We start from the raw sequence: 22,443 nt of genomic DNA, 5'->3' as shown, positions 1-22,443 counted from the left end.
GTCTGTAACGACATATAACAAAAAAGAATATAACTTTTGTTTTAACAACTAACAGTACTTGTTAGGGTGTAACACCTTTTGAATTCACAGATGGAGAGCGACCTTGCCTCTGCGTAGCACTTTCACGCGTTTCTTTCAGTTGGAAGCTGCCAGCGGTCTGTTACTGATCGCCGCTGCCGTTCTGGCTCTGATTATCAACAACTCGCCGCTGTCGTGGCTGTACAACGGCCTGCTGGACACTCCCGTGGTGGCCCAGATCGGCGCGCTGAAAATCGCCAAACCGGCGTTGCTCTGGATCAACGACGGCCTGATGGCGCTGTTCTTCCTGCTGATCGGCCTGGAAGTGAAGCGCGAAGTCCTCGACGGCCAGTTGTCCAAACCGTCGCAAATCGTCCTGCCCGGTGCCGCCGCCATTGGTGGCATGGTGGTGCCGGCGCTGATCTACTGGTACCTCAATCGCGACACGCCAGCGGCCCTCAACGGCTGGGCAATCCCGACCGCCACCGACATCGCCTTCGCCCTTGGCGTGCTGGCGCTGCTGGGCAAACGGGTTCCGGTATCGCTGAAACTGTTCCTGATGACCCTGGCGATCATCGACGACCTCGGCGCGATCATCATCATTGCGATTTTCTACTCCGGCGCGCTGTCGACCCTGTCCCTGGCGCTGGCCGCGACCTGTATTGCGGCGCTGATCGGGATGAACCGGCTTGGCGTGGTCAAGCTCGGGCCGTACATGATCATTGGCTTGATCCTCTGGGTCTGCGTGCTCAAGAGCGGTGTCCACGCCACGCTGGCCGGCGTGACCCTGGCCTTCTGCATTCCGCTGCGCACGAAAAATGCCGAGCCTTCGCCATTGCTGACCCTGGAGCACGCCCTGCATCCGTGGGTGGCCTACGGCATCCTGCCACTGTTCGCCTTTGCCAATGCCGGCCTGTCCCTGAGCGGTGTCACCGTTGAAAGCTTCACTCACCACGTCCCCATGGGCATCGCCATCGGGTTGCTGTTGGGCAAGACCGTCGGCGTCTTCGGCCTGACCTGGCTGGCGGTGAAAACCGGTATCGCCACCCTGCCCCAAGGCGCCAATTGGGGTCAGATACTGGGCGTGGCGATTCTCTGTGGCATTGGTTTCACGATGAGCCTGTTTGTCGGCTCGCTGGCCTTCGAGCCGGGCGTGAGTGATTTCGCCGGGATGGACCGCATGGGGATCTTGACCGGTTCGATTCTGGCGGCGCTGATCGGTTATGTGGTGACGGCGATGGCAAGCCGCAAGAACAGTGCGCTGACCTCCTGATAAACCGCAATAAACCCTGGCGCCAATCAAGACTCGCCTGAGCCGCAAAACAAAAAACCCGATCAGTCACCTGATCGGGTTTTTTGTTTATCCAGTGTTTGCGTTTAGTGCGAAACGCGGCTGGTGCCATTCACACTTGCGATGCGCACACGCTCGCCAACACGGAACACTTCGTTCGGCTGAACTTCCTGTACGTAGGCGCGCATGCTGCCATCGTCTTCGCGTACGGTGATTTCCACACCCTGGGTGCGGGTCAGGCCTTCTTCCGCGGCCGAACCGATAAGGCCGCCGGCGACTGCGCCAATGACCGCAGCAACAATACTGCCCTTGCCGCCACCGATGGAGCTGCCGCCAACGCCACCGACCACTGCGCCTGCAGCGCCGCCGATCGGGGTCTTGGTGCCTTCGATTTTCACCGGGCGCAATGCTTCGATAGTGCCCATGCGAACGGTCTGCACCCGACGCGCCTCGTCACGGGAGTAGGAGTCACCGGTCAGGCTCGATTGGCAACCAGTGAGCAACATCGCCATCGTGGAAAAGGAAGCAACCAGCAGGACAGACTTACGCATAGCATCAACTCCAAAGAAACAGTTGTTCATTAAACTCCGCGGCTTGACGCCTGTCACGGCATCGCCCGGGTAAAATTGGTTTGATTCAGGCTCCGTTAAGGCGCCTCCACGAACTCACACAGTAGCGGCAAATTCGCAAAACTGCCCCACTGGCCAAGGATTTCAATGGACTACTTTATCATCGTCGTCACGACTGTTGCCGGTTTGTACTTCCATTGGTGGCTGTACGTGCGGATCAAACGCTGGATGGACCGCGACCTGGCGCTAGCGCTGGCGGGCAAGGACGAGCAGAAAAAAGCCTTCATGCTCGAACGATTGGCGAGTGCCCGGGCGCAGAAGATCAAGCGTCGAGACCTGCCGAAGTGGCTGGAGGCCGCTGCGGCAGGCTATCCCGATCGGTAGACTGCTCAGGGTGCCAGACGTTCAAGAATCCAGTCGGCGCCCTGCTGGCGGTAATTGAGGCGGTCGTGCAGGCGGCTTGGGCGGCCCTGCCAGAATTCGATGCGTTCCGGCAGCAGGCGATAACCGCCCCAGTGTTCCGGGCAATGGGGCTGGGTGTCGCTGAAACGTTGCTCGGTATTCTTGAGCAGCGCTTCGAGTTCGCCACGACCGGCGATCACCCGGCTCTGCGGTGACGCCCAGGCCCCCAGGCGACTGCCCAGCGGACGGACCTGATAATAGGCGTCGGACTCCTCAGGCGTCACCTTCACCACCCGTCCTTCGATACGCACCTGGCGCTCGAGCGCCGGCCAGAAAAACGTCATGGCCGCGAACGGATTCGCGGCCAGATGCTGGCCCTTGGCGCTTTCGTAGTTGGTGAAAAAGGTGAAGCCCTGCTCGTCCAGGCCCTTGAGCAACAGAATGCGACAGTGCGGTCGACCGTCCTGGTCAACGGTGGCCAGGGTCATGGCGTTGGCTTCCACCGGTGCCTGCTCGGTTTTCACCGCGTCGGCGAACCACTGGTGAAACAGTGCGAACGGCTCGGCCGGGGCTTGTGCCTCGGTCAGGCCATCACGGGTGTAGTCACGACGCATATCAGCCAGGCCCTGGGTCATGGCGCATTCCTTTTGGTTAACGAATCACTGCTTTGCAGTATCAGTGGCGACGACTTTCTTGTCAGCCGTGGAGGCTTTGGCTGGTGTGGTCTTTTTTGCCGGCGTTGCGGTTTTCGCAGGTGCTTTCTTGGCCGACGCTTTTTTCGCGGGCGCTTTTTTCGTCGCTGGAACAGCAGCCTTTTTAGTCGCAGGGGCCGGTGTCACAGGCTTGACGACCGGCTTGGCGTCCGCGGCAGCGACCATGGTCACAGGTGCCGGAGCCGGCATGTTGTACTTGCTCAGCAGCGCGACCATGGTGTTTTGCGGGGTCACCAGCAGTTCCACGCGACGGTTCAACGCACGCCCTTGCACGCTGTCATTGGCGGCACGCGGCGCGTCACCGCCCAGGCCACGCAGCATCAGGCGATCACGCTGCAAACCACTGAGACGGAAAATCGCCGCAACGGACTGGGCACGCTCCTGGCTCAGCTTGACGTTGGCCGGCGCCGCGCCGGACGTATCGCTGTGGCCGAGGATCAACACAGCGGTCTTTGGATCGGCTTCAAGGATCTTGGCAACGCGGGTGAACGGACCGAGTGTGACCGGCAGCAGCATGGCCGGACGATCCGGGTTGAACGAGCCTTCGACCGGTGCAGTCACTACCAGCACGTTTTCGCGGCGCTCGAGTTGCATGTTGCTGCCCTTGACCGCCTCGCGCAGTCGCGGTTCGTAGTCGTCAAGCCAGGCCTGGGTGACTTTCGGGTCAGGCATCGGCATAACTTTGGCTGTACTCTGCTCGCTACCGCCGAATGGCCACCACCACTTGCTACCGCTATCGGTTTCAGCCTTGGCCGCCGCAACGGGTTTGACTGCGGGCTTCACCTCCGGCTTGGCCACGGGCTTGCCGGCGCTGTCGTCGGAACCGAACGGCCAGTACCAGTGGCTGCCGCTTTCAGTCTTGGCGACAGATGCCGTCACGTCTTTCTGTGGAGTCTGTGCGCAACCGGTAATAGCGAAGCACAGGGCCAAAGCGAGGGTTTTATTGGATGACATTGGATATCCACAAAAATGAAGTCAAAAAAATCAGGCCACATTGGCCGGTAGAAGCAGACGGTTTGAAACTGAAAAGGTTATCGGGTTCCAGCCCTGGAACCCGATAGCCGCTTTTACAGACAAGTGGCCAGAACCCGCACCAGCTTTTGCGCGCGCGGGTCCATCAAGACGTACGGCCCCAGGGTATTTGTCACAAATCCGAAAGCCACATCGTGCTCCGGATCGGCAAAACCGATGGAGCCGCCGGCACCCGGATGACCAAACGCCCGCGGGCCAAGGCCGAAGGTGGCATTGGCAACATCCGGTTGATCAAGCATGCAACCCAGGCCGAAACGGGTCCGGGTCAGTAAAGTCTTGTCCTCGCCGAGGCTGTGCTCGCGAGTCAATTCATCGAGCATTTCGCTTTCCAGCAGGCTGCCGTCCAGCAGGCCGGCGTAGAATCCGGCCAGGCTGCGGGCATTGCCATGACCATTGGCGGCCGGCTGTTGCATGCGTCGCCACTCGGGTTTGTTGGTGCTGGTCATGATCGACGGCGGGTTAGTGAATGCCCGGGTCGTCATGGCCGTTGGCTCACGCATGGTCACTTGCAGCAGGCGCTGGGCCGCGGCATCGCCGACATTGCCCTTGCCCCGCGCAATGTGGGCCACGCGATGGAACTCTTCGTCGGCCAGGCCCACATGGAAGTCCAGGCCCAACGGTTTGGCGACCCGCGCGACGATGGATTCACCCGGCCCGCGACCGTCGGCACGGCGCAGCAATTCGCCGATCAGCCAGCCATAGGTGATCGCCGCGTAACCGTGGCCTTCGCCCGGCGTCCACCACGGCGTTTCGGCGGCCAGGGCGTCGACCATGGTTTGCCAGTCGTAAAGGGCTTCGGGGGCCAACAACTCGCGCAATGCCGGTAGACCGGCCTGATGGCAGAGCAGTTGACGCAGGGTGACGGACGCTTTGCCGGCAGCGGCAAATTCAGGCCAGTAGCGCGCAACCGGGGCATCCAGTTGCAGCTTGCCTTCGGCCACCAGCTGCAGCGCGGTGACGGCGGTAAAGGTCTTGGTGCAGGAGAACAGGTTGGCGATGGTGTCGCTATGCCAGGCCTCGGCCCCGTCCTTGTCGGCAGTGCCGGCCCACAGATCGACAACGGTTTCGCCACCGACCTGGATGCACAACGCGGCGCCACGCTCCTGGGGATCGTCGAACAGCGCCGCGAACGCCTCTCGCACCGCTTCGAACTTAAGCTCGTAATGACCCTGAATCTGCACCCGCAACTCCCCGGATTAACGCTCTACAAAGTGGTCGGCATTGTTCCAGCCCTTGAGGGTTTTGGGAACAGGGTTGGGCCGGGCGGTCGCTCTGCCATCAACTTGAAATGCAGTGGTGATGCCAATGACGCCTTCGCGAGCAGGCTCGCTCCCACAGGAGAATGCATTCCAAAGTGAGAGCGAGCCTGCTCGCGAAGAACGATGACACGGTTTCAGCGATTAATGGCCTTTGCCGGAGTGCCCACCCGCGCCTTTCCCCGGCCCCTTGCCGGCCTCGGCCTTGCGGCCGCCCTCGGCGTCGTGGCTGGCTTTGTCGGCGGCGGTTGCAGCCTTCTCGGCCTCTTTGCCCAGTTGCTCGACTGTCGCCAGGTTGCTCTTGCGAACACTGTCGACAAAACCCTGGAACGGTAGATCAGTGATGCCCACCAACCCGAAGTGACCGTTTTCACCGTCAAGCAGGCGTCCGGTTACAGGTTGATCGAGGTACTGGAACCAATGCACGCCGACAATCGACGGCTCGCTCAATGCCTGCTTGAGGAAGTTGGCGTACGCCGGACCGCGGTCTTCCTCCTTCGCCAACGGCGTAACGCCGCCCCAGAACGGGCCACGATCGGCCGAACCGAAATTGAACTCGGTGATCAGCACCGGTTTGTCGAGACTGCGCAGCTTGGCGAAGTCGTAACCATCCTGGGGTTGCAGGGTGTACATGTTGAAACTCAACACGTCGCAGTACTGGGCGCAGGACTCCAGGGCTTGCGGCGTGCTGATCGCGAAGCGGCCGCCGAGCAGCAACTGGTTCGGCGCGTGCCACTTGAGTGAGTCGGAGATGGTCTTGAAGTAAGTGTCGGCAAAGACCTTCTGGAAGTATTTGAAGTCGGCTTCGATTTCCGGGTGCTCGGCGCTCGGGAGCGGCGGTACGAACCCCGGATCCTCCATCAGTTCCCAGGCTGGCAGCTCAATGCCCCAGGCCTTCGACAGGCCCGCCTGATTGCGGTACTTGTCACGCAGTTGCTTGAGGAATGCGCGCTTGGCCGGCACGTCGGTGGTCATTTTCAAGGTGCCGTAGGCCAAGGCATAACGGGCTTTCGGGTCATCGCCGGGACCGGCCCAGGCCAGTTCGTTGTCGGCGTAGTAACCGATCAGCCAAGGATCGTCACGATGGTCGCGGGCAGCAATCGCCACTGCACGCTCGGTGGCCATGGCGAAACGCGGGTCGAACGGATCGGGCATGCCCCCCCACCAGTCGGTGCCGGTGCTGATGCTGGCGTAGTCGCCAACGATCGACAGCGGCATGGTGTAGGGCACACGATCAGCGTCGCCCAGTGCGGGTGCGCTCCAGTTGCCGATGGTGTTGAAGCCCCAGGCCTGCAAGCGATCAAGGGTGTGACTGGCCCAGCGCTGCTCGTCGAACGCGGCTTTGCAGGGTTCTACAGGTGTTGGCGTTGCTGCTTCTGCCTCAGTTTTGGCCGCTTCGGCGACACCGGATTCGGCAGCCGCAGGCACGACCGGTTGCTCGGCAGCTTTTTCCGCCGTTGCTTCAACCGCATCGGCCTTGGCGGCGGCCGCTACGCCGGCCTTACTGTCGCTGCTCGAGTCACAAGGGTTGCCATGAAGGCGCTGCAAGTTGGCGCCGTAGAAATCGTACCAGCGACCTGCACTGTACCCACGACCCTGATCGGCACCGTTGCCGCCACGGTTGTCGCCTTCGCCATAGTGGCTGGCGAGTGCGTCATCTGCTTTGGGCAGGGATTCGAACATCCATTCGCGACCGGCAACGTAGGTCTGGTTGACATCCGGAGCCACGGTATTGACCCCCAGGGAATAAAACGGGTGCCCCTCGGGCGTCACCAGATACCAGCGACCGTCACGTTTTTCGGTTCGGAAAAAACCGCTGGCCTTGAACGACGGGCCTTTGGCTAACCCACCGAACTTATCCAGAGAAGACTTCTGACGCTCGGCCAGCCAGGTTTTCAGTTGCTGCTGCTCCTTGCTGGCGGCGCTTTTCAGCTGTTCGTCGCTGCTGACTTTTTCCGGCCATCTGGCCCGGGTCGACTGGCCGTAAGCATCCACCAAACCGCCATAAACGGCCTGGGTGACCGACTCGCCGTCCTGCACACCAAAGCGTTCCAGCAGGATGCTTTGCGCGGCTTTGGGCTGGTCCATCGACAGGCTCACCGACACCACCTGGCTGCGATCCAGCTCACCGGCGCTGCTGGCCAGCAACACTCGCTGCCCCTCAACGGTCATCGGCATCGGCGGGCCAGCCTTCATGCCCAGGCTCAGCGGTGATGTCGCTTGCAAAGGCACCAACAGGGTTTGCGCAGGCCCCGCCGGCAGATCGACGCGACTGACCAGTGTCTTGCCGTCGTTGCTCTGGATGGTCACGTACAGGGTCAAGGCCCAGTCCATCGCGCTCTGGATCCGCAGGCTCATGACGCCCGACTGCGACCAGTCCCAGGCGCCGGTTTGCGGGGTCAGGCGCAACGTCGGCCGGGCGACCGGGTTGAACGTCACCCGGCGCAGCACTTCGCCTTCGGGGGTTTGCTCGGCGTTGGATTGCGGCAGGCTGGCGTCCTGAGTCGCCACCTGGACCACGTCGGCGGGGCGCACGAAGTTGAACAGCGTCTGCTGGCCGGCGGGGGCGGCCAACAGCGGTGTTGCGAACATCAGGGCAAAAACAGCAGGCAACGAACGGCAAATCATGAGAACGAAATTCTCCCTAACGACCTTCAATGGGCCAGTGGAAAAGCGATGGCAGAGAGATAGACAACGCGGCGGGCAAAACTGCCCACCGGTGCTTCAGGAAATTTCTCGACGGAACGGCGGCAACGCATTGAGGATGGCTTTGCCATAGCGCTGGGTCACCAGGCGCCGGTCGAGCAAGGTGATAGTGCCGCGGTCTTCTTCGGTGCGCAGCAAGCGACCGCAGGCCTGGACCAGCTTCAGCGAGGCATCCGGCACGGAGATTTCCATGAACGGATTGCCGCCCCGGGCTTCGATCCACTCGGCCAGCGCTGCTTCGACCGGATCATCGGGTACCGAGAATGGAATCTTGGCAATGACCACGTGCTCGCAATAGGCACCGGGCAAGTCGACCCCTTCGGCGAAGCTCGCCAGGCCGAACAACACGCTGGAATCCCCACCATCGACCCGCGCCTTGTGCTTGTTGAGGGTTTCCTGTTTCGACAGGTTGCCCTGGATGAACACTTGCTTGCGCCAGTCGCGGTCGAGGCCGTCGAACACGTCCTGCATCTGTTTACGCGAGGAAAACAGCACCAGCGTGCCCCGCGAGCCTTCGACCAATTCAGGCAGGTCACGAATGATCGCGGCGGTATGCGCCGCTGCATCACGGGGATCGGCGTTCAGGTTCGGCACCCGTAGCACACCGGCGTCAGCGTGATGGAAGGGGCTTGGCACCACGACCGTCACGGCTTTTTTCGGCAGGCCGGCGCGCATGCGGAAGCGGTCGAAGGTGCCGAGGGCCGTCAGGGTCGCCGACGTCACCAGGCAGCCATACGCCACGTTCCACAGGTTGCGGCGAAGCATTTCCGCCGCGAGGATGGGGCTTGCGTTGACCTCGATGTCGAACAGCGAACCGCTTTCGGCCAGGGTCAGCCAGCGGGCCATCGGCGGGTTGTCTTCCGGGTCCTCGACGGTGAAGGCAGTCCACAATTCCCAGTTGCCGGAAGAACGCGACAACAGACTACCGAATAGCGGATACCACTCCTCGGCCTGGTTGCTGGCGATGCCAATGTTGACCTCGCCATCCATGCCTTCTTTGAGCAACTCGGTCAGGCGGGTGAACAGATCGGTCAGCCGCGCGAAACCCTTCTTCAGTTCGATGCCCATTTCACGCATGTGCTCGGGGATCACCCCGCCGACGAATCGGTGACGCGGGCGCTCGCGGCCTTCGACGTCTTCGCCGGGCTTGAAATCGGCGATCTGCTCGCAGGCGGTGAACATGAACTGCTGCTGGGTCTTGATCTCCCGCGCCAGCTCCGGCACCTGCTCGATCAACTTGCCCAGGTCCCCCGGCAGCGGGTGCTGGGCCAGAAGCTTGGTGAGGTTTTTGGCGGTGGTCTCCAGCCAGTCGGCGGTGGAGCGCAGGCGCGTGTAATGGGCGAAGTGGCCGATGGCCTTGTCCGGCAGGTGATGGCCTTCGTCGAACACGTAGATGGTGTCGCGCGGGTCCGGCAGCACGGCACCGCCGCCCAGGGCGAGGTCGGCCAGCACCATGTCGTGGTTGGTGACGATCACGTCGACCTTGCCCATGCCTTCGCGGGCCTTGTAGAAGGCGCACTGGCCGAAGTTCGGGCAATGACGGTTGGTGCACTGGCTGTGGTCGGTGGTCAGGCGCGCCCAGTCGGCGTCTTCCAGGGCGGTGGACCAACTGTCGCGGTCGCCGTCCCACTTATTGCCGGCGAGTTTCTCGATCATGCTGGTGAACAGCTTCTGGCTGGCCTCGTCGACCTCGATCTTGAAGCCTTCTTCTTCGAACAACTGAGCAGTGGCGGTCTGCGCGTGGCCTTCCTGGAGCAACATGTCGAGCTTGGACAGGCACATGTAGCGCCCGCGCCCCTTGGCCAGGGCGAAGCTGAAGTTCAGCCCGCTGTTGCGCATCAGGTCAGGCAAGTCCTTGTAGACGATCTGCTCCTGCAGGGCCACGGTGGCCGTGGCGATCACCAGGCGCTTGCCGGCGGCCTTCGCCGTGGGAATCGCCGCCAGGCTGTAGGCCACGGTCTTGCCGGTACCGGTGCCAGCTTCCACCGCGACAATCGCGGGGTCGCCACTGCGCCGGCCTTCGTCGTCGGTGTCGATATCACCCAGGACCTTGGCGACTTCGGCGATCATCAGGCGTTGGCCATAACGCGGCTTGAGGCTCTTGGCTTCGAGAAAACGCGAGTAGGCGCCCTGGATCGTGGTTTTGAGTTCAGTGCTGATCATGGATTGTCGGGCGCAAAAACGCTGGATAAATTTTCAGTGGTTCGGTTTGGTCGCTATCATACCCCGCTAATGAATCCCGCGCAGAACGGAGTAACCCAATGACACCTTTTAGCCTCATTTATAGCCTGCATGTACTGGCCGCCCTGGTCTGGGTCGGCGGCATGTTTTTCGCCTGGATGGTCCTGCGCCCCGCCGCGGTGACGGCACTGGAAGGCCCTGCCCGGCTGAAGCTGTGGGTAGAAGTGTTTCAAGGATTTTTCCGCTGGGTCTGGGTGGCGGTGGTGCTGTTGCCGGTCAGCGGCGTGGGCATGCTGCACATGCACTTCGGTGGCTTTGAAACTGCGCCACGTTATGTGCAGGTGATGATGGGCTTGTATGTGGTGATGACCGCGCTGTTTATCCGGATTCAGGCGCTGATGCTGCCGGAGCTGCGCACTGCCGTGGCCGAGCAGGATTGGCCCGTTGGTGCAGCGGTGCTGGGGCGGATCCGCAAGTTGGTGGGGATCAATCTGTTGGTGGGATTGGCCTTGGTAGCGATTGCTGCGGCTCGGCCGATGTTCTGAATCTGCCGGGCGGTTGTGGCAGGGGGGGGATTGCCCTCTCGCCACAGAGGGCCTGGTAAGTTTTACAAGCGCTGAACCGTCACCGAACCCGCAGCCCCTTCCGGCCCGGGCTGCCCGTCAGCCCCGGGTTTACCGCTCTTGCCGCCATCGGCCTTGTAGATCAGGCAACCCTTGGCCTTGCCACCCGCGCCCGGTTTGCCGCCAGGGCCGGCCAGGCCACCGGCACCGCCCGCCACCTGGACCTTGATCCGGTCCGCCGGGAAGTCGTGCGGCACTGCCAGCTTGACCAGCGCCCCCGGTGCTCCCGGCTGGCCATTGCTACCATCACTGCCATCGGCACCGCGCCCCGCCTGCCCCCAGGTGCAGCCCGGTTCCTGGCCGTTGGCCCCGTCAAGGCCAATGAACCCCGGTGCGCCCGCACCACCGCGAGCATCAACGTTCAATTGCGCTGCGTTCAGTGTCTTGATCTGCAAATCAAGGCTGCGTCCGGATCGAGCGGCCTTCTGGTAAGTCCCGGGTGAGCCACGGGAGGTGATCTGGCTGCCTTCGGACAAATCAGCGCGACGAACCTTCAGCGCCAGCGCCTGTTCCCCCGGCACGATGGCAATGCGCGCTTCACGCCCCAGATGCAATTCACCCACGGTGACTTCCGTGACGTTCGAAGGAATCAGCAAGGTGCCGTAATCGGCCACCACCAGGCGTTCCAGTTGCAGGGTGCTGGCGGTGTTGGGCAAGCGCATCAGCGAGTTGGTTTCGACACTCACCACCTGTGCGCTGGCCAATGGGCTGATGAGTGCGACGAGCAGACAGAGTTTACGCATGGGAAGCCTTCGAAGCGCTGGGAGCTGGAATGGTTTGCAGGTGGAATACGCCGAAAATGACGATCTTCAGGCGGTCAAGCCAGGGATGGGCGCGACCTCGAAGGCTGCGATAGCACAGCAACGCTTCCAGAAGATGGATGAACCCCAACAGGCCGCCGGCCAGGTTGACCAACGGGTGCAGCGGAAAGACAAACGGTGTGAGCAGATTGACCAGCACTACCGCCCAGAACAGCAAGGTCAGTAACCGCCCCAGTCCCCATATGACGTTCATACGCGCCCCCGATGAGAATTATTGTTTGCGCGCACAGTAACGGCTTCCACGCGGGATAAGCCAGAGGGCAACGGAAAAATCTTCATGAAGGCCGCCAAACGGCCGTCGTAGCGATCATACCCGTCGCCCGACGGCTCTATCTCTTGGCTCAGCGGTTTATATGCAGTTCCACGCGACGGTTTTTCGCACGACCTTCTTCGGTTTCGTTGCTGGCAATCGGTTGGCTCTCACCCCGGCCTTCGCTGGTGACTTTGTTCGGCGCCACGCCCTGGCTCAACAGGTATTCCGCCACGCTGCTGGCACGCCGCTCCGACAAGGCCTGGTTATAGGCATCCGAACCGACGCTGTCGGTATGGCCGACCACCTTGATGCTGACCACATCGGCATCCTCGAACTTGCTCATCAACGCATCCAGTTGACTCTTCGCTGTCGGGGTCAGCTCGGATTGATTGAAGACAAACAGTACATCGCTCAGAGTAATGACTTCGGATTGCGCAGGCTCGACCTGGACGCTGTCCGGGTATTGCGGCACCGGGCAGCCCCGATGGTCGACCGGGGTATTGGCAGGGGTATCAGCGCAACGGTCGCGTCGGTCGAAAACGCCGTCTCCATCTTCGTCGCCATCCTGGGCATAGCAGATCAAGCCGCCGGACAAGATACCCAGCGCTGCCCCGCCCGCGGCCCAGGCACCGCTCTCGATTGCGCCCAGACCACCACCGACCAGGCCGCCGATGAGGCTGCAAATTGGCCAGGTGCGTTGATTGAGGGGGGCAGTGCCATCGCTGTGGGTCGCGCAGCCGGTCAAGAGGCTGCCAAGTAGCAGAACCGGCAAGACGGTCCTTGTGAGAACGATCATATTGAAAGCTCCTGTGTCCGGCCAATACCGGTTACACAGGAGTAAAGACCCGCATCCGCGACTGCACAAGGCGCGGATGCGAGGGGGACTTAACGCTGGATTTTGATTTCGGTACGACGGTTCTGTGCACGACCGTCAGCGGTTTTGTTGTCAGCAACCGGCTGGCTTTCACCGGCACCGACAACCGACACGAAGTTGCTGCGAGGTACGCCTTGCTCGATAAGGTATTCAACCACCGAGTGGGCGCGTTTTTCCGACAGTTTCTGGTTGTAGGTGTCACTGCCCACGCTGTCGGTATGGCCGGTCACGGTCAGTTGAGCGGTAGGGGCTTCGGCTTTCAGGCGAGTGGCAATCTTGTCGAGTACCTGTTTGTCGGACGAGGTAAGCGTGGCTTTGTCAAACTGGAAGTGAACATCGCGGATGACGATGGTTTCTTCCTGAACCACAACCGCTTCTTCGACCACAGGCGCTGGTGGTGGGCAACCGTTGGCATCGACCTGAACGCCTTTTGGCGTGCCTGGGCACTTGTCGCGACTATCCGGTACGCCATCGCCGTCTTCATCGCCATCACCGTGCACCCAGCAATAAGCCGCTGCCGTACCGCCGACGAGCAGAGCACCATACCCTGCCCATGCCGAGCTTTCGGTCGCACCGATGCCCGCCCCCACGACACCACCAACTGCCGCACAGGTCGGCCAGTCGGTTTTCTGCAAACCTGCGCAACCAGTCAAGACACTGGTTAGCAGAACCAAGGGTAATGCTGTCCGAACTATGCTCATCTAGTTTTCTCCTGAGGGATCGGCTTAGAACCGATTCAGGTAGTAAAGACCCGAGTTTTAAACTCCGCCAGCAATAGGCCATGCTGTTTATTCGCGTATTAACGGCAGGTTGGCGCTTTTGTCGCCAGGGTGCTCTAGGCCCGAACGTTAGGGCAGGCTAGTCTTGGCAGATCTGATTGAGGATCTTCGATGACTGCAGGTATTTCTTCACGCACGCCACAACAGGCACTGGCCGCGTTACTTGACCGATATGCCCCCGCACGCCTGTTGTTGATCGGCGCCAGCGAATTCCCGGCACTGGAGGCTTTCAAACTCGCTCACCCGGACAGCTGTGTCGCTTCCGCGGCCCCCGGGCCACTGCCGGCCGAGTTGGCGGCCCGCCGTTTCGACCTGGCCCTGGTAGTCGATTGCCTGGAGCATTTGCCCAAGCGCGACGGCCTGAACCTGCTGGGCGGCATCCGCAACCTCAACGCCAGCCGCATCGCAGTACTGGTGGACCTGCCGGCCTGTGGCTGGCAGGAAACGGACTTTTTCTCCCTGGCCCTGCAAGCCAGCGAACGCTTCCAACGGGACGAACAGGTGCTGACCCTGTTCACCTACGATCTGCTTGAATACAAACAAGTCCCCGACTGGCTCAACTCGCGCTTCTGGGCCAATCCGGAAAACTTCGGGAAATACTGGTGGTAATGCAATGAGTACATCCATTTGCCCATGCGGCAGCGGCACCCTGCTCGACGCCTGCTGCGGTCACTATCATGCCGGACACCCGGCACCGTGCGCAGAAGCATTGATGCGCTCGCGCTACAGCGCCTATGTGCTGGGGTTGGTCGACTATCTGGTAGCCACCACCCTGCCCGCCCAACAGGCCGGCCTGGACCGTCAATCGATCAGCGACTGGAGTGCGCAAAGCACATGGCTGGGCCTTGAGGTCGAAAGCTCCGAAGTGCTGGGCGGCCAACCTGAACACGCGTTCGTGACCTTCACCGCGCGCTGGCACGACAGTAATGGCGAGCACAGTCATCGAGAGCGCTCATCGTTCGTACAGAACACCGGGCGCTGGTATTTCATCGACCCCACCGTGCAACTCAAACTCGGGCGCAATGACCCCTGCCCGTGCACGAGTGGGCAGAAGTTCAAGAAGTGTTGTGCGGGGTATTTCAGCAGCTAGGACAAGCAATGACTGTCCACCGCGCAAGAGCGGCCGAAGGCTGCGATCTTTTGGGTCTAGACTGGGCTCAAGGGAGAAACACCACGATGATCATCCGCCGCGGCGCACGCTGTCTGCTTACGCTGTTCCTGACACTGGGACTCGGCGGCTGTGCATCGTGGTTCGCCGACGACTTGCCGGACCCCGAGGTCCATCTGGTGAAGATCGAGGTGGTCAGCGCCAAATTGCTGGAACAGAAATTCCTCCTGCATTTTCGCATCGACAACCCCAACGACAGCGATCTGACGGTGCGCAGCCTGGAGTACCGCGTTCATCTGGGTGACATACTGCTGGCCGATGGCGAGTACGAACACTGGTTCACCATCAGCCCCAGGCACAGCGCTTACTTCAAGGTGCCGATCCGCACCAACCTGTGGTCCAAGGTCCGTGAAATGGCCAAACTGCTGAAAAAATCCGATCAGCCCATTCCCTATCGTCTGGAAGGTGAACTGGAAACCGGTATATTCATCGCCCACTACGTGCACCTGGCGCGCAATGGCGTGATAATCGCCGCCGATTTAATTCCGGAGCAACACCGATGACCCAGCAACCCCATGTCCACGGCCCTGACTGCAACCACGATCATGATCATGACCATCACCACCATGATCACGACCACGGCCATGTCCACGGTCCGAACTGCGGCCACGCTCACCAGGAACCGGTGCGCAACGCATTGAAAGACGTCGGCCGCAACGATCCGTGCCCATGCGGCAACGGCAAGAAATTCAAGAAGTGCCACGGCGCTTGATGCTTCTGGCGAAGACTTGCTTCGCCTGTTGAATCGCCATCCTCTCCTGTGGGAGCGAGCTTGCTCCTACAGGTGCTTAGTCGGCTGACAGAATCTGTGCACTGCTGACCACCGTCGCATACTCACCGTGCAAATTCCCCAGCGACATCCCATGCACCTCTTCGGCGCTATGGGCATGGCCGAAGAAATCAGCCTTGTCGAAGGTAAAGCACGCATCCTCGGCCACCCAAGTATCAAACCCCAGGTTGCCCGCGGTACGCGCCGTGGACTCCACCGAGTTGTGGGTTGCGACACCGACGATGATCAACTGCCCGATCCCCGCCTCGCGCAACTGCGCCTCCAGCCCGGTCGAACAGAACGCATCCGGCACCTGCTTCTGGATCAAGCGTTCACCGGCCATTGGCTCAAACCGTTGCTGAAACTCCACCCCCGACTGCAGTGGCCAGAATACCGAGTCCTCCGAGCGGGACAGGTGTTGCACATGGATCACCGGCCGGGCGGTACGCCGCCAATGGCCGAGCATTTCCAGCATGCGCGCTTCGGCCTCCGGATTATTCCTGCGACCGAGCCTTGGATGCAGGATGCCTTTTTGTTGATCGATGATGATCAGTGCCGCGTTTGCCTTGAGCTCCATGCCGACTGTCTTCCTGGATTGTTGAGCGTGTCGCACTTCAATATCACCAGTTACGGCTGGCAAGCCACTGTTGAGGCTGCGATCTTTGACAAATCCTGAAATAACCTCTTACCCCGCTTGCGCGGCCATCGCCTGCTCACTAACGTAGCGCCTTTATTGCGCCACCACCCCCGCAGGAGCTTTGCCATGGCCTCGCCAGCCCTTACTCATTTTCTACCCCGGTTCGGCGTTGCCGCTGCAGTGGCCGGTGTGTTGAGCCTGACCGGTTGTCAGAACTTCAACGCCCAGGACACCCTCCCGCCAACCTCCGGCGTACAACCACTCAAAGGCCTGGCGCAGAGCGTTTCGGTGCGTCGCAATGCCATGGGCATGCCGCTGATCGAAAGCAACAGCTTCCACGACGCGCTGTTCACTCTCGGTTACGTGCATGCCAGCGACCGCATCACCCAGATGGTCACCCTGCGCCTGCTGGCCCAGGGCCGTTTGGCCGAGATGCACGGCGCCGACCTGCTGGATGCCGACCGCTACATGCGGGCGGTCAACCTGAAGAAAAGTGCTGGCGAGCTGTACAAGGCTTCTTCGCCACGCCTCAAACGTTTCTTCGAAGTCTATGCGCGCGGGGTCAACGCCTACCTGTTCCGCTACCGCGACAAACTGCCGGCGGATCTGGCGGCCACCGGCTACAAGCCTGAATACTGGCAGCCGGAGGATTCGGCGCTGATTTTCTGCCTGCTGAACTTCAGCCAGTCGACCAACCTGCCGGAAGAAGTTTCCTCGCTGGTACTGGCCCAGACCGTCACCACCGACAAACTGGCGTGGCTGACGCCGTCGGCTCCCGACGAAAAACTGCCGGTCGCCGAAAGCGAAAAACTGCAAGGCCTCAAGCTCAACGGGCAAGTACCGGGGCTGGCTGAACTCAGCAAAGCCACCGGACAACTATCGGACCTCAACCTGCTAGGCGCCACCTCGTCGAACAACTGGGCCATCGCCGCGCAACGCAGTCGCAGCGGCAAGAGCCTGCTGGCCAGTGACACTCACGGCCCGCTGGGCGTGCCTTCGCTGTTCAGTTACGTGCAGATTCGCGCGCCGAAGTATCAGGCGTCCGGCGTGACCATCGCGGGGCTGCCGATGGTGCTTGGCGGTTTCAACGGCAAAGTGGCGTGGAGCATGACGTCCGTGATGGGCGACAACCAGGACCTGTTCCTGGAGAAAATCAAGCGCCAGGGCAACGGGCTTACCTACGAAAACGCCGGGAAATGGCAGCCGGCGATCGTGCGCAACGAAACCTATTTCGTCAAAGGCCAGCGGTCGATTCGCGAAGCGGTGTACGAAACCCGCCATGGCCCGCTGCTCAACAGCGCCCAGGGCACCACGCTGGCCAATGGTTTCGGCCTGGCCTTGCAGACGCCGAACTTCACCGACGACAGAACCCTGGACGCGTTCTTCGACCTGTCCCGCGCCCAGAGTGTCGAGAAAGCCTCGGATGCCAGCCGCGAAATCCGCGCCATTGCGCTGAACCTGGTGTTCGCCGACGCCAGTCACATCGGCTGGCAAGTCACTGGCCGTTACCCGAACCGCCGCGAAGGCGAAGGCCTGCTGCCTTCGCCGGGCTGGGAAGGACGATACGATTGGGACGGTTATGCCGACCCGATGCTGCACCCGTACGACCAGGACCCGGCCCAGGGCTGGCTCGGCACCGCCAATCAGCGAGTCATTCCCCATGGCTACGGCATGCAGTTGTCCAATTCCTGGGCCGCTCCGGAGCGCGGCGAGCGCCTGGCCGAACTGGCCGGCGCCGGCAAGCACGACAGCCGCAGCCTGATCGCCATGCAATACGACCAGACCACTACCTTCGCTGCCAAGCTGAAGAAAGTGTTCGAAGCGCCGGGCATGGCCCAGCCACTCAAACAAGCCATGGACGCCTTGCCGCCGGCCGATCGCACCAAGGCACATGAAGCCTACAGCCGCTTGATGGCGTTCGATGGCAAGCTCAGCCCGAGCTCCACCGATGCGGCGATCTACGAATTGTTCCTGCAGGAAAGCACGCGGCAGATCTTCCTCGACGAACTGGGCCCGGAAACCAGCTCGGCGTGGAAAGCCTTTGTCGCCGACGGCAAGTTGTCCTTCGCGGCCCAGGCCGATCACTTGCTCGGGCGTGAGGACAGCCCGTTCTGGGATGACGTGCGCACCGCGCAGAAAGAAGACAAGCCGGCGATCCTCGCTCGCAGCCTCGCCGCCGCGATCAGCACAGGCGACAGCCAGTTGGGCGGCGATCACAGAGCCTGGCAGTGGGGCAAACTGCATCGCTATGAATGGAAAAACAGCAGCGGCCAGACCGTACGCGGACCGCTGCCGGCCGGTGGCGATCACACCACGCTCAACACCGCCGCCTTCGCCTGGGGGCAGGACTTCAACACCACGCTGGCGCCAGCCATGCGCTTTATCGTCGACTTCGGCCAGTCCGAACCGCTGATGGCGCAGAACGGCACCGGTCAGTCCGGCAACCCGGCCAGCCCGAACTACCTCAACAGCATCGAGCCGTGGCTCAAGGGCCAGTACATGAGCCTGCCGATGCAGCCGCAGAACTTCGACAACGCCTACGGCAAGGCGCGGTTGACGCTGACCCCAGGAAAGTAACCGCGCCCTTTAGTTGTGCGAGCTTGCTCGCGATAGCGGTCTGACATTCACATTGAGGTTGAATGTCAGACCGCTATCGCCGTTGCGCTGACGCGAGGATGAGTCGTGTCACCCGGTGGAGAGCCTGGTGCCCCTGCTCAGTCAAACCGTTTTTTGTGGCGAGATGATTTGGTGCACCCATTTCCCTGCGCCCGTTTTCGTGCATAAATCTGTCTCCGGCCATTTCCAAGCACCTTTTAAAACGCTTGTTCGGCACTCTGGTTCGGAAATTGCTACTTTCAACAGGTCTTACGCTTTCCAGTAACAATAATTCTGCGCCACAAGCGCTCATATTGGTTTTTAGGGATTGAATAATGAAAAAAGCATTGCTGACCCTTTCTGCACTGGCGTTGTGCATGGCTGCCGGCTCCGCCATGGCGAAGGAGTACAAAGAACTGCGTTTCGGCGTTGACCCTTCCTACGCACCGTTCGAATCGAAAGCGGCCGATGGCAGCCTGGTAGGCTTTGACATTGATCTGGGCAACGCGATCTGCGCCGAGCTGAAGGTCAAGTGCAAATGGGTCGAAAGTGACTTCGACGGTATGATCCCGGGCCTGAAAGCCAATAAATTCGACGGTGTGATCTCGTCGATGACCGTTACCGAAGCCCGTGAAAAAGTCATCGACTTCTCCAGCGAACTGTTCTCCGGCCCAACCGCCTACGTGTCCAAGAAAGGTTCGGGCGTGACCGAAGACGTCGCCTCGCTCAAGGGCAAGACCGTCGGCTACGAACAAGGCACCATTCAGGAAGCCTATGCCAAAGCCGTTCTGGACAAGGCCGGCGTGAAAACCCAGGCCTACGCCAATCAGGACCAGGTCTACGCCGACTTGACTTCCGGTCGTCTCGACGCAGGGATTCAGGACATGTTGCAAGCCGAACTGGGCTTCCTGAAGTCGCCACAGGGTGCCGACTACGACGTCAGCAAGCCGGTCGACAACACTTTGCTGCCAGCCAAAACGGCCATCGGCATTAAGAAAGGTAACACCGAGCTGAAAGCACTTTTGGATAAAGGTATCAAAGCGTTACACGATGATGGCACCTACGCCACCATTCAGAAGAAACACTTTGGCGATCTGAATCTGTACAGCGGCAAATAATGCCCGGCGCCCATCTTTCGATGGGCGCTTTTTTCATCCGATCAGGTTGCTGATTTATGTTCGAAAACCTATTAGAAAATCTGGGGCTCTCTGCCTTCAGCCTCAAGGGCTTCGGTCCGCTGCTGATGCAAGGCACCTGGATGACGATCAAGTTGTCGGCGTTGTCACTGTTGGTAGCCGTGTTGCTCGGGCTGATCGGCGCCAGTGCCAAGCTGTCAAAAGTCAAACTGATGCGCGTGCCTGCCCAACTCTACACCACACTCATTCGCGGCGTTCCGGACCTGGTCCTGATGCTGTTGATCTTCTACAGCCTGCAAACCTGGCTGACCTCTTTTACCGATTACATGGAATGGGAATACATCGAGATCAACCCGTTCAGTGCCGGGGTCATCACCCTGGGCTTCATCTATGGTGCGTATTTCACTGAAACCTTCCGTGGCGCGATTCTCGCCGTCCCACGGGGTCAGGTCGAAGCGGCCACCGCCTATGGCCTCAAGCGCGGCCAGCGTTTCTGGATCGTGGTGTTCCCGCAGATGATGCGTTATGCCCTGCCGGGTATCGGCAATAACTGGATGGTGATGCTCAAGGCCACGGCCCTGGTGTCGATCATCGGCCTCGCCGATCTGGTCAAGGCTGCCCAGGACGCCGGTAAAAGCACCTATCAGCTGTTTTACTTCCTGGTGCTTGCCGCGCTGATCTACCTGCTGATCACCAGCGCATCCAACTTCATTCTGCGCTGGCTCGAACGTCGTTACTCCGCCGGTACCCGGGAGGCCGTACGATGATCGAACTTCTGCAGGAATACTGGAAACCCTTCCTCTATAGCGACGGCAACAACATCACCGGCCTGGCCATGACGATGTGGCTGCTCAGCGCTTCGATCTTCTTCGGTTTTATCGTGTCGATCCCGCTGTCCATCGCCCGTGTATCGCCGCGCATCTACATCCGTTGGCCGGTGCAGTTCTATACCTACCTGTTCCGCGGCACGCCGCTCTATATCCAGTTGCTGATCTGCTACACGGGGATCTACAGCCTGGCCGCCATTCGGGCCCAGCCCGTACTGGACGCATTCTTTCGCGATGCGATGAACTGCACGATCCTGGCCTTCGCCCTGAACACCTGCGCCTACACCACGGAGATTTTCGCCGGGGCCATTCGCAGCATGAACCACGGCGAAGTCGAAGCGGCCAAGGCTTACGGCCTGACCGGCTGGAAGCTGTATGCCTACGTGATCATGCCGTCGGCCTTGCGTCGCTCGTTGCCGTACTACAGCAACGAAGTGATCCTGATGCTGCACTCGACCACCGTGGCCTTCACCGCGACCATCCCGGACATCCTGAAAGTCGCGCGGGACGCCAACTCGGCGACTTTCCTGACCTTCCAGTCGTTCGGCATCGCCGCGCTGATCTACCTGACCGTCACTTTTGCGCTGGTCGGCCTGTTCCGCCTTGCCGAACGCCGATGGCTGGCCTTCCTCGGGCCGACCCACTAGGACTCAACCAGTTTCAGGAAAAACAGATGCGCCACCAGAAACATGACCTGCTGGCCCCGCTGCCCGGGACCGCACGACAAATCCACAGTTTTCACTTCGGCCCCCAACCGGCCAACGGCAAGATCTACATCCAGGCCTCCCTGCACGCCGACGAAATGCCCGGCATGCTGGTGGCCTGGCACCTCAAGCAACGCCTGGCGGAACTGGAAGCCGCCGGTCGCCTGCGCAGCGAAATCGTGCTGGTGCCCATCGCCAACCCGGTGGGCCTGGAACAGGTACTGATGGATGTGCCGCTGGGTCGCTACGAACTGGAAAGCGGCCAGAACTTCAACCGCTGGTTCGTCGACCTCAGTGAGGAAGTCGGCAACGCGATCGAAGGCAAGCTCAGTGACGATCCGCAGCACAACCTGCAACTGATCCGCAGCAACCTGCGCGATGCGCTGGCCCGGCAGACCGCCGGCACCCAATTGCAATCCCAGCGCCTGACCCTGCAACGACTGGCCTGCGACGCCGACATGGTGCTCGACCTGCATTGCGATTTCGAAGCGGTCGCTCACCTCTACACCACGCCGGATGCCTGGCCGCGGGTCGAGCCGCTGGCCCGCTACATCGGCGCCCAAGCCAGCCTGCTGGCAACCGATTCCGGTGGTCAGTCGTTCGACGAATGCTTCACCCTGCTCTGGTGGCAGTTGAAGGAACGCTTCGGCGAGCACTTCGACATTCCGCCGGGCAGCTTTTCAGTGACTGTCGAACTGCGCGGCCAGGGCGACGTCAATCACCCGTTGGCCAGCCGCGATTGCCAGGCACTGATCGACTACCTGATCCATTTCGGCGCGATCGCCGGCGAAACCGCGCCCCTGCCCGACCTGCCCTACCCGGCGACACCGCTGGCCGGCGTAGAACCGGTGGCCACACCGGTGGGCGGCCTGCTGGTGTTCAGCGCGCTACCGGGCCAGTACCTGGAAGCCGGGCAACTGATCGCCGAGATCATTGATCCGGTCAACGATCTGGTCACTCCCGTTCATTGCGCCACAGCCGGGCTGATGTATGCCCGTTCGCTGCGCCGCATGGCCACTGCCGGCATGGTGATCGCCCATGTCGCGGGCACCGAAGCCTATCGCAGCGGCTATCTACTTTCGCCTTGAG

The 22,443-nt window shown here is 61.0% G+C and carries 23 protein-coding genes; 12 read left to right on the top strand and 11 right to left on the bottom strand.

The genetic code is table 11. The features are described from left to right. The first annotated feature begins 103 nt into the window (after nt 1–103). Nucleotides 104–1,291, top strand: a complete 1,188-nt coding sequence (nhaA, locus tag ACM6IT_RS19955) for a Na+/H+ antiporter NhaA (protein ID WP_414918548.1) — start codon at nt 104–106, stop codon at nt 1,289–1,291. Between the two features lie 104 nt (nt 1,292–1,395). On the opposite strand, the gene ACM6IT_RS19950 is transcribed toward nhaA, so the two are convergent. Continuing rightward, complete coding sequence (locus ACM6IT_RS19950; RefSeq protein WP_056720838.1) at nt 1,396–1,860, bottom strand: glycine zipper 2TM domain-containing protein; 465 nt, start codon at nt 1,858–1,860, stop codon at nt 1,396–1,398. 165 nt (nt 1,861–2,025) lie between these two features. On the opposite strand from ACM6IT_RS19950, the gene ACM6IT_RS19945 reads away from it, so the two are divergent. Beyond that, entirely contained in the window at nt 2,026–2,262 is a 237-nt protein-coding gene (locus ACM6IT_RS19945; protein WP_056720840.1) for a hypothetical protein, read from the top strand. A 5-nt stretch (nt 2,263–2,267) separates the two neighbouring features. Here the strand turns inward: ACM6IT_RS19945 and pdxH are convergent, their stop codons facing one another. From pdxH to dinG, 5 genes are all read right to left on the bottom strand, one after another. Next, nucleotides 2,268–2,915, bottom strand: a complete 648-nt coding sequence (pdxH, locus tag ACM6IT_RS19940) for a pyridoxamine 5'-phosphate oxidase (RefSeq protein WP_056720842.1) — start codon at nt 2,913–2,915, stop codon at nt 2,268–2,270. Nucleotides 2,916–2,939: 24 nt separating this feature from the next. Beyond that, the gene (locus ACM6IT_RS19935) at nt 2,940–3,947 is read right to left on the bottom strand and encodes an OmpA family protein (protein WP_414918547.1); all 1,008 of its coding nucleotides are present in this window, start codon (nt 3,945–3,947) and stop codon (nt 2,940–2,942) included. Between the two features lie 113 nt (nt 3,948–4,060). Continuing rightward, complete coding sequence (locus ACM6IT_RS19930; protein ID WP_414913850.1) at nt 4,061–5,206, bottom strand: serine hydrolase domain-containing protein; 1,146 nt, start codon at nt 5,204–5,206, stop codon at nt 4,061–4,063. Between the two features lie 219 nt (nt 5,207–5,425). Further along, nucleotides 5,426–7,909, bottom strand: a complete 2,484-nt coding sequence (locus ACM6IT_RS19925; RefSeq protein WP_414918546.1) for a beta-galactosidase — start codon at nt 7,907–7,909, stop codon at nt 5,426–5,428. A gap of 96 nt (nt 7,910–8,005) precedes the next feature. Beyond that, nucleotides 8,006–10,150 carry an ATP-dependent DNA helicase DinG gene (dinG, locus tag ACM6IT_RS19920; protein ID WP_414918545.1) on the bottom strand — a complete coding sequence of 715 codons (2,145 nt, stop codon included), beginning with the start codon at nt 10,148–10,150 and terminating at the stop codon, nt 8,006–8,008. Between the two features lie 98 nt (nt 10,151–10,248). Between dinG and ACM6IT_RS19915 the strand changes: the two genes are divergently transcribed. Further along, entirely contained in the window at nt 10,249–10,713 is a 465-nt protein-coding gene (locus ACM6IT_RS19915) for a CopD family protein (RefSeq protein WP_056720849.1), read from the top strand. A gap of 62 nt (nt 10,714–10,775) precedes the next feature. On the opposite strand, the gene ACM6IT_RS19910 is transcribed toward ACM6IT_RS19915, so the two are convergent. The 4 genes from ACM6IT_RS19910 to ACM6IT_RS19895 all read right to left on the bottom strand — a co-directional run bounded on the left by ACM6IT_RS19910 (nt 10,776) and on the right by ACM6IT_RS19895 (nt 13,440). Beyond that, nucleotides 10,776–11,534: a collagen-like protein gene (locus tag ACM6IT_RS19910; RefSeq protein ID WP_056720851.1), complete on the bottom strand. Its 759-nt coding sequence runs from the start codon at nt 11,532–11,534 to the stop codon at nt 10,776–10,778. After that, entirely contained in the window at nt 11,527–11,805 is a 279-nt protein-coding gene (locus ACM6IT_RS19905) for a DUF1145 domain-containing protein (protein WP_056720853.1), read from the bottom strand. Before ACM6IT_RS19905 ends, ACM6IT_RS19910 begins: the two co-directional genes overlap by 8 nt. Before the next feature lie 148 nt (nt 11,806–11,953). Continuing rightward, on the bottom strand, nt 11,954–12,661 hold the full coding sequence (locus tag ACM6IT_RS19900) for an OmpA family protein (RefSeq protein WP_056720855.1): 708 nt from the start codon (nt 12,659–12,661) through the stop codon (nt 11,954–11,956). A gap of 89 nt (nt 12,662–12,750) precedes the next feature. Then, nucleotides 12,751–13,440 carry an OmpA family protein gene (locus tag ACM6IT_RS19895; protein ID WP_056720858.1) on the bottom strand — a complete coding sequence of 230 codons (690 nt, stop codon included), beginning with the start codon at nt 13,438–13,440 and terminating at the stop codon, nt 12,751–12,753. Nucleotides 13,441–13,629: 189 nt separating this feature from the next. Between ACM6IT_RS19895 and ACM6IT_RS19890 the strand changes: the two genes are divergently transcribed. From ACM6IT_RS19890 to ACM6IT_RS19875, 4 genes are all read left to right on the top strand, one after another. After that, a complete protein-coding gene (locus tag ACM6IT_RS19890) occupies nt 13,630–14,127 on the top strand; it encodes a DUF6231 family protein (protein WP_056720861.1) in 498 nt (165 codons plus the stop codon). Nucleotides 14,128–14,131: 4 nt separating this feature from the next. Continuing rightward, nucleotides 14,132–14,608 carry a YchJ family protein gene (locus ACM6IT_RS19885; RefSeq protein ID WP_056720863.1) on the top strand — a complete coding sequence of 159 codons (477 nt, stop codon included), beginning with the start codon at nt 14,132–14,134 and terminating at the stop codon, nt 14,606–14,608. An 86-nt stretch (nt 14,609–14,694) separates the two neighbouring features. After that, nucleotides 14,695–15,189: an LEA type 2 family protein gene (locus ACM6IT_RS19880; protein ID WP_414918544.1), complete on the top strand. Its 495-nt coding sequence runs from the start codon at nt 14,695–14,697 to the stop codon at nt 15,187–15,189. Beyond that, nucleotides 15,186–15,398, top strand: coding sequence for an SEC-C metal-binding domain-containing protein (locus tag ACM6IT_RS19875; RefSeq protein ID WP_015093814.1), 213 nt, complete (start codon nt 15,186–15,188; stop codon nt 15,396–15,398). Before ACM6IT_RS19880 ends, ACM6IT_RS19875 begins: the two co-directional genes overlap by 4 nt. 76 nt (nt 15,399–15,474) lie before the next feature. On the opposite strand, the gene ACM6IT_RS19870 is transcribed toward ACM6IT_RS19875, so the two are convergent. Then, nucleotides 15,475–16,032, bottom strand: coding sequence for a cysteine hydrolase family protein (locus tag ACM6IT_RS19870; protein WP_056720869.1), 558 nt, complete (start codon nt 16,030–16,032; stop codon nt 15,475–15,477). A gap of 186 nt (nt 16,033–16,218) precedes the next feature. Here ACM6IT_RS19870 and ACM6IT_RS19865 point away from each other — a divergent pair, with 186 nt between their 5' ends. The 5 genes from ACM6IT_RS19865 to ACM6IT_RS19845 all read left to right on the top strand — a co-directional run bounded on the left by ACM6IT_RS19865 (nt 16,219) and on the right by ACM6IT_RS19845 (nt 22,442). Further along, the gene (locus ACM6IT_RS19865) at nt 16,219–18,669 is read left to right on the top strand and encodes a penicillin acylase family protein (protein ID WP_414918543.1); all 2,451 of its coding nucleotides are present in this window, start codon (nt 16,219–16,221) and stop codon (nt 18,667–18,669) included. Nucleotides 18,670–19,022: 353 nt separating this feature from the next. After that, nucleotides 19,023–19,805 (top strand): transporter substrate-binding domain-containing protein, encoded by a 783-nt coding sequence (locus ACM6IT_RS19860; RefSeq protein WP_414918542.1) that lies wholly within the window; start codon nt 19,023–19,025, stop codon nt 19,803–19,805. 56 nt (nt 19,806–19,861) lie between these two features. Further along, nucleotides 19,862–20,590 (top strand): ABC transporter permease, encoded by a 729-nt coding sequence (locus ACM6IT_RS19855; protein WP_056720874.1) that lies wholly within the window; start codon nt 19,862–19,864, stop codon nt 20,588–20,590. Then, nucleotides 20,587–21,297: an ABC transporter permease gene (locus tag ACM6IT_RS19850; protein WP_056720877.1), complete on the top strand. Its 711-nt coding sequence runs from the start codon at nt 20,587–20,589 to the stop codon at nt 21,295–21,297. Before ACM6IT_RS19855 ends, ACM6IT_RS19850 begins: the two co-directional genes overlap by 4 nt. A 26-nt stretch (nt 21,298–21,323) precedes the next feature. Then, a complete protein-coding gene (locus ACM6IT_RS19845; RefSeq protein ID WP_056720879.1) occupies nt 21,324–22,442 on the top strand; it encodes a succinylglutamate desuccinylase/aspartoacylase family protein in 1,119 nt (372 codons plus the stop codon). Nucleotide 22,443: the final 1 nt, after the last annotated feature.

This window comes from Pseudomonas sp. IT-P4, from assembly GCF_949767755.1.
GTDB classification, from domain to species: Bacteria; Pseudomonadota; Gammaproteobacteria; order Pseudomonadales; family Pseudomonadaceae; genus Aquipseudomonas; species Aquipseudomonas monachiensis.
Note: the sequence above shows the minus strand (reverse complement) of the source record. Positions and strands in the feature narration are given on the sequence as shown.

Coding starts and splice junctions, on each gene's coding strand:
- ACM6IT_RS19950 (WP_056720838.1), bottom strand. CDS start 1,860: ATGCGTAAGTCTGTCCTGCTGGTTGCTTCCTTTTCCACGATGGCGATG.
- ACM6IT_RS19945 (WP_056720840.1), top strand. CDS start 2,026: ATGGACTACTTTATCATCGTCGTCACGACTGTTGCCGGTTTGTACTTC.
- pdxH (WP_056720842.1), bottom strand. CDS start 2,915: ATGACCCAGGGCCTGGCTGATATGCGTCGTGACTACACCCGTGATGGC.
- ACM6IT_RS19935 (WP_414918547.1), bottom strand. CDS start 3,947: ATGTCATCCAATAAAACCCTCGCTTTGGCCCTGTGCTTCGCTATTACC.
- ACM6IT_RS19925 (WP_414918546.1), bottom strand. CDS start 7,909: ATGATTTGCCGTTCGTTGCCTGCTGTTTTTGCCCTGATGTTCGCAACA.
- dinG (WP_414918545.1), bottom strand. CDS start 10,150: ATGATCAGCACTGAACTCAAAACCACGATCCAGGGCGCCTACTCGCGT.
- ACM6IT_RS19915 (WP_056720849.1), top strand. CDS start 10,249: ATGACACCTTTTAGCCTCATTTATAGCCTGCATGTACTGGCCGCCCTG.
- ACM6IT_RS19910 (WP_056720851.1), bottom strand. CDS start 11,534: ATGCGTAAACTCTGTCTGCTCGTCGCACTCATCAGCCCATTGGCCAGC.
- ACM6IT_RS19905 (WP_056720853.1), bottom strand. CDS start 11,805: ATGAACGTCATATGGGGACTGGGGCGGTTACTGACCTTGCTGTTCTGG.
- ACM6IT_RS19900 (WP_056720855.1), bottom strand. CDS start 12,661: ATGATCGTTCTCACAAGGACCGTCTTGCCGGTTCTGCTACTTGGCAGC.
- ACM6IT_RS19895 (WP_056720858.1), bottom strand. CDS start 13,440: ATGAGCATAGTTCGGACAGCATTACCCTTGGTTCTGCTAACCAGTGTC.
- ACM6IT_RS19890 (WP_056720861.1), top strand. CDS start 13,630: ATGACTGCAGGTATTTCTTCACGCACGCCACAACAGGCACTGGCCGCG.
- ACM6IT_RS19885 (WP_056720863.1), top strand. CDS start 14,132: ATGAGTACATCCATTTGCCCATGCGGCAGCGGCACCCTGCTCGACGCC.
- ACM6IT_RS19880 (WP_414918544.1), top strand. CDS start 14,695: ATGATCATCCGCCGCGGCGCACGCTGTCTGCTTACGCTGTTCCTGACA.
- ACM6IT_RS19875 (WP_015093814.1), top strand. CDS start 15,186: ATGACCCAGCAACCCCATGTCCACGGCCCTGACTGCAACCACGATCAT.
- ACM6IT_RS19870 (WP_056720869.1), bottom strand. CDS start 16,032: ATGGAGCTCAAGGCAAACGCGGCACTGATCATCATCGATCAACAAAAA.
- ACM6IT_RS19865 (WP_414918543.1), top strand. CDS start 16,219: ATGGCCTCGCCAGCCCTTACTCATTTTCTACCCCGGTTCGGCGTTGCC.
- ACM6IT_RS19860 (WP_414918542.1), top strand. CDS start 19,023: ATGAAAAAAGCATTGCTGACCCTTTCTGCACTGGCGTTGTGCATGGCT.
- ACM6IT_RS19855 (WP_056720874.1), top strand. CDS start 19,862: ATGTTCGAAAACCTATTAGAAAATCTGGGGCTCTCTGCCTTCAGCCTC.
- ACM6IT_RS19850 (WP_056720877.1), top strand. CDS start 20,587: ATGATCGAACTTCTGCAGGAATACTGGAAACCCTTCCTCTATAGCGAC.
- ACM6IT_RS19845 (WP_056720879.1), top strand. CDS start 21,324: ATGCGCCACCAGAAACATGACCTGCTGGCCCCGCTGCCCGGGACCGCA.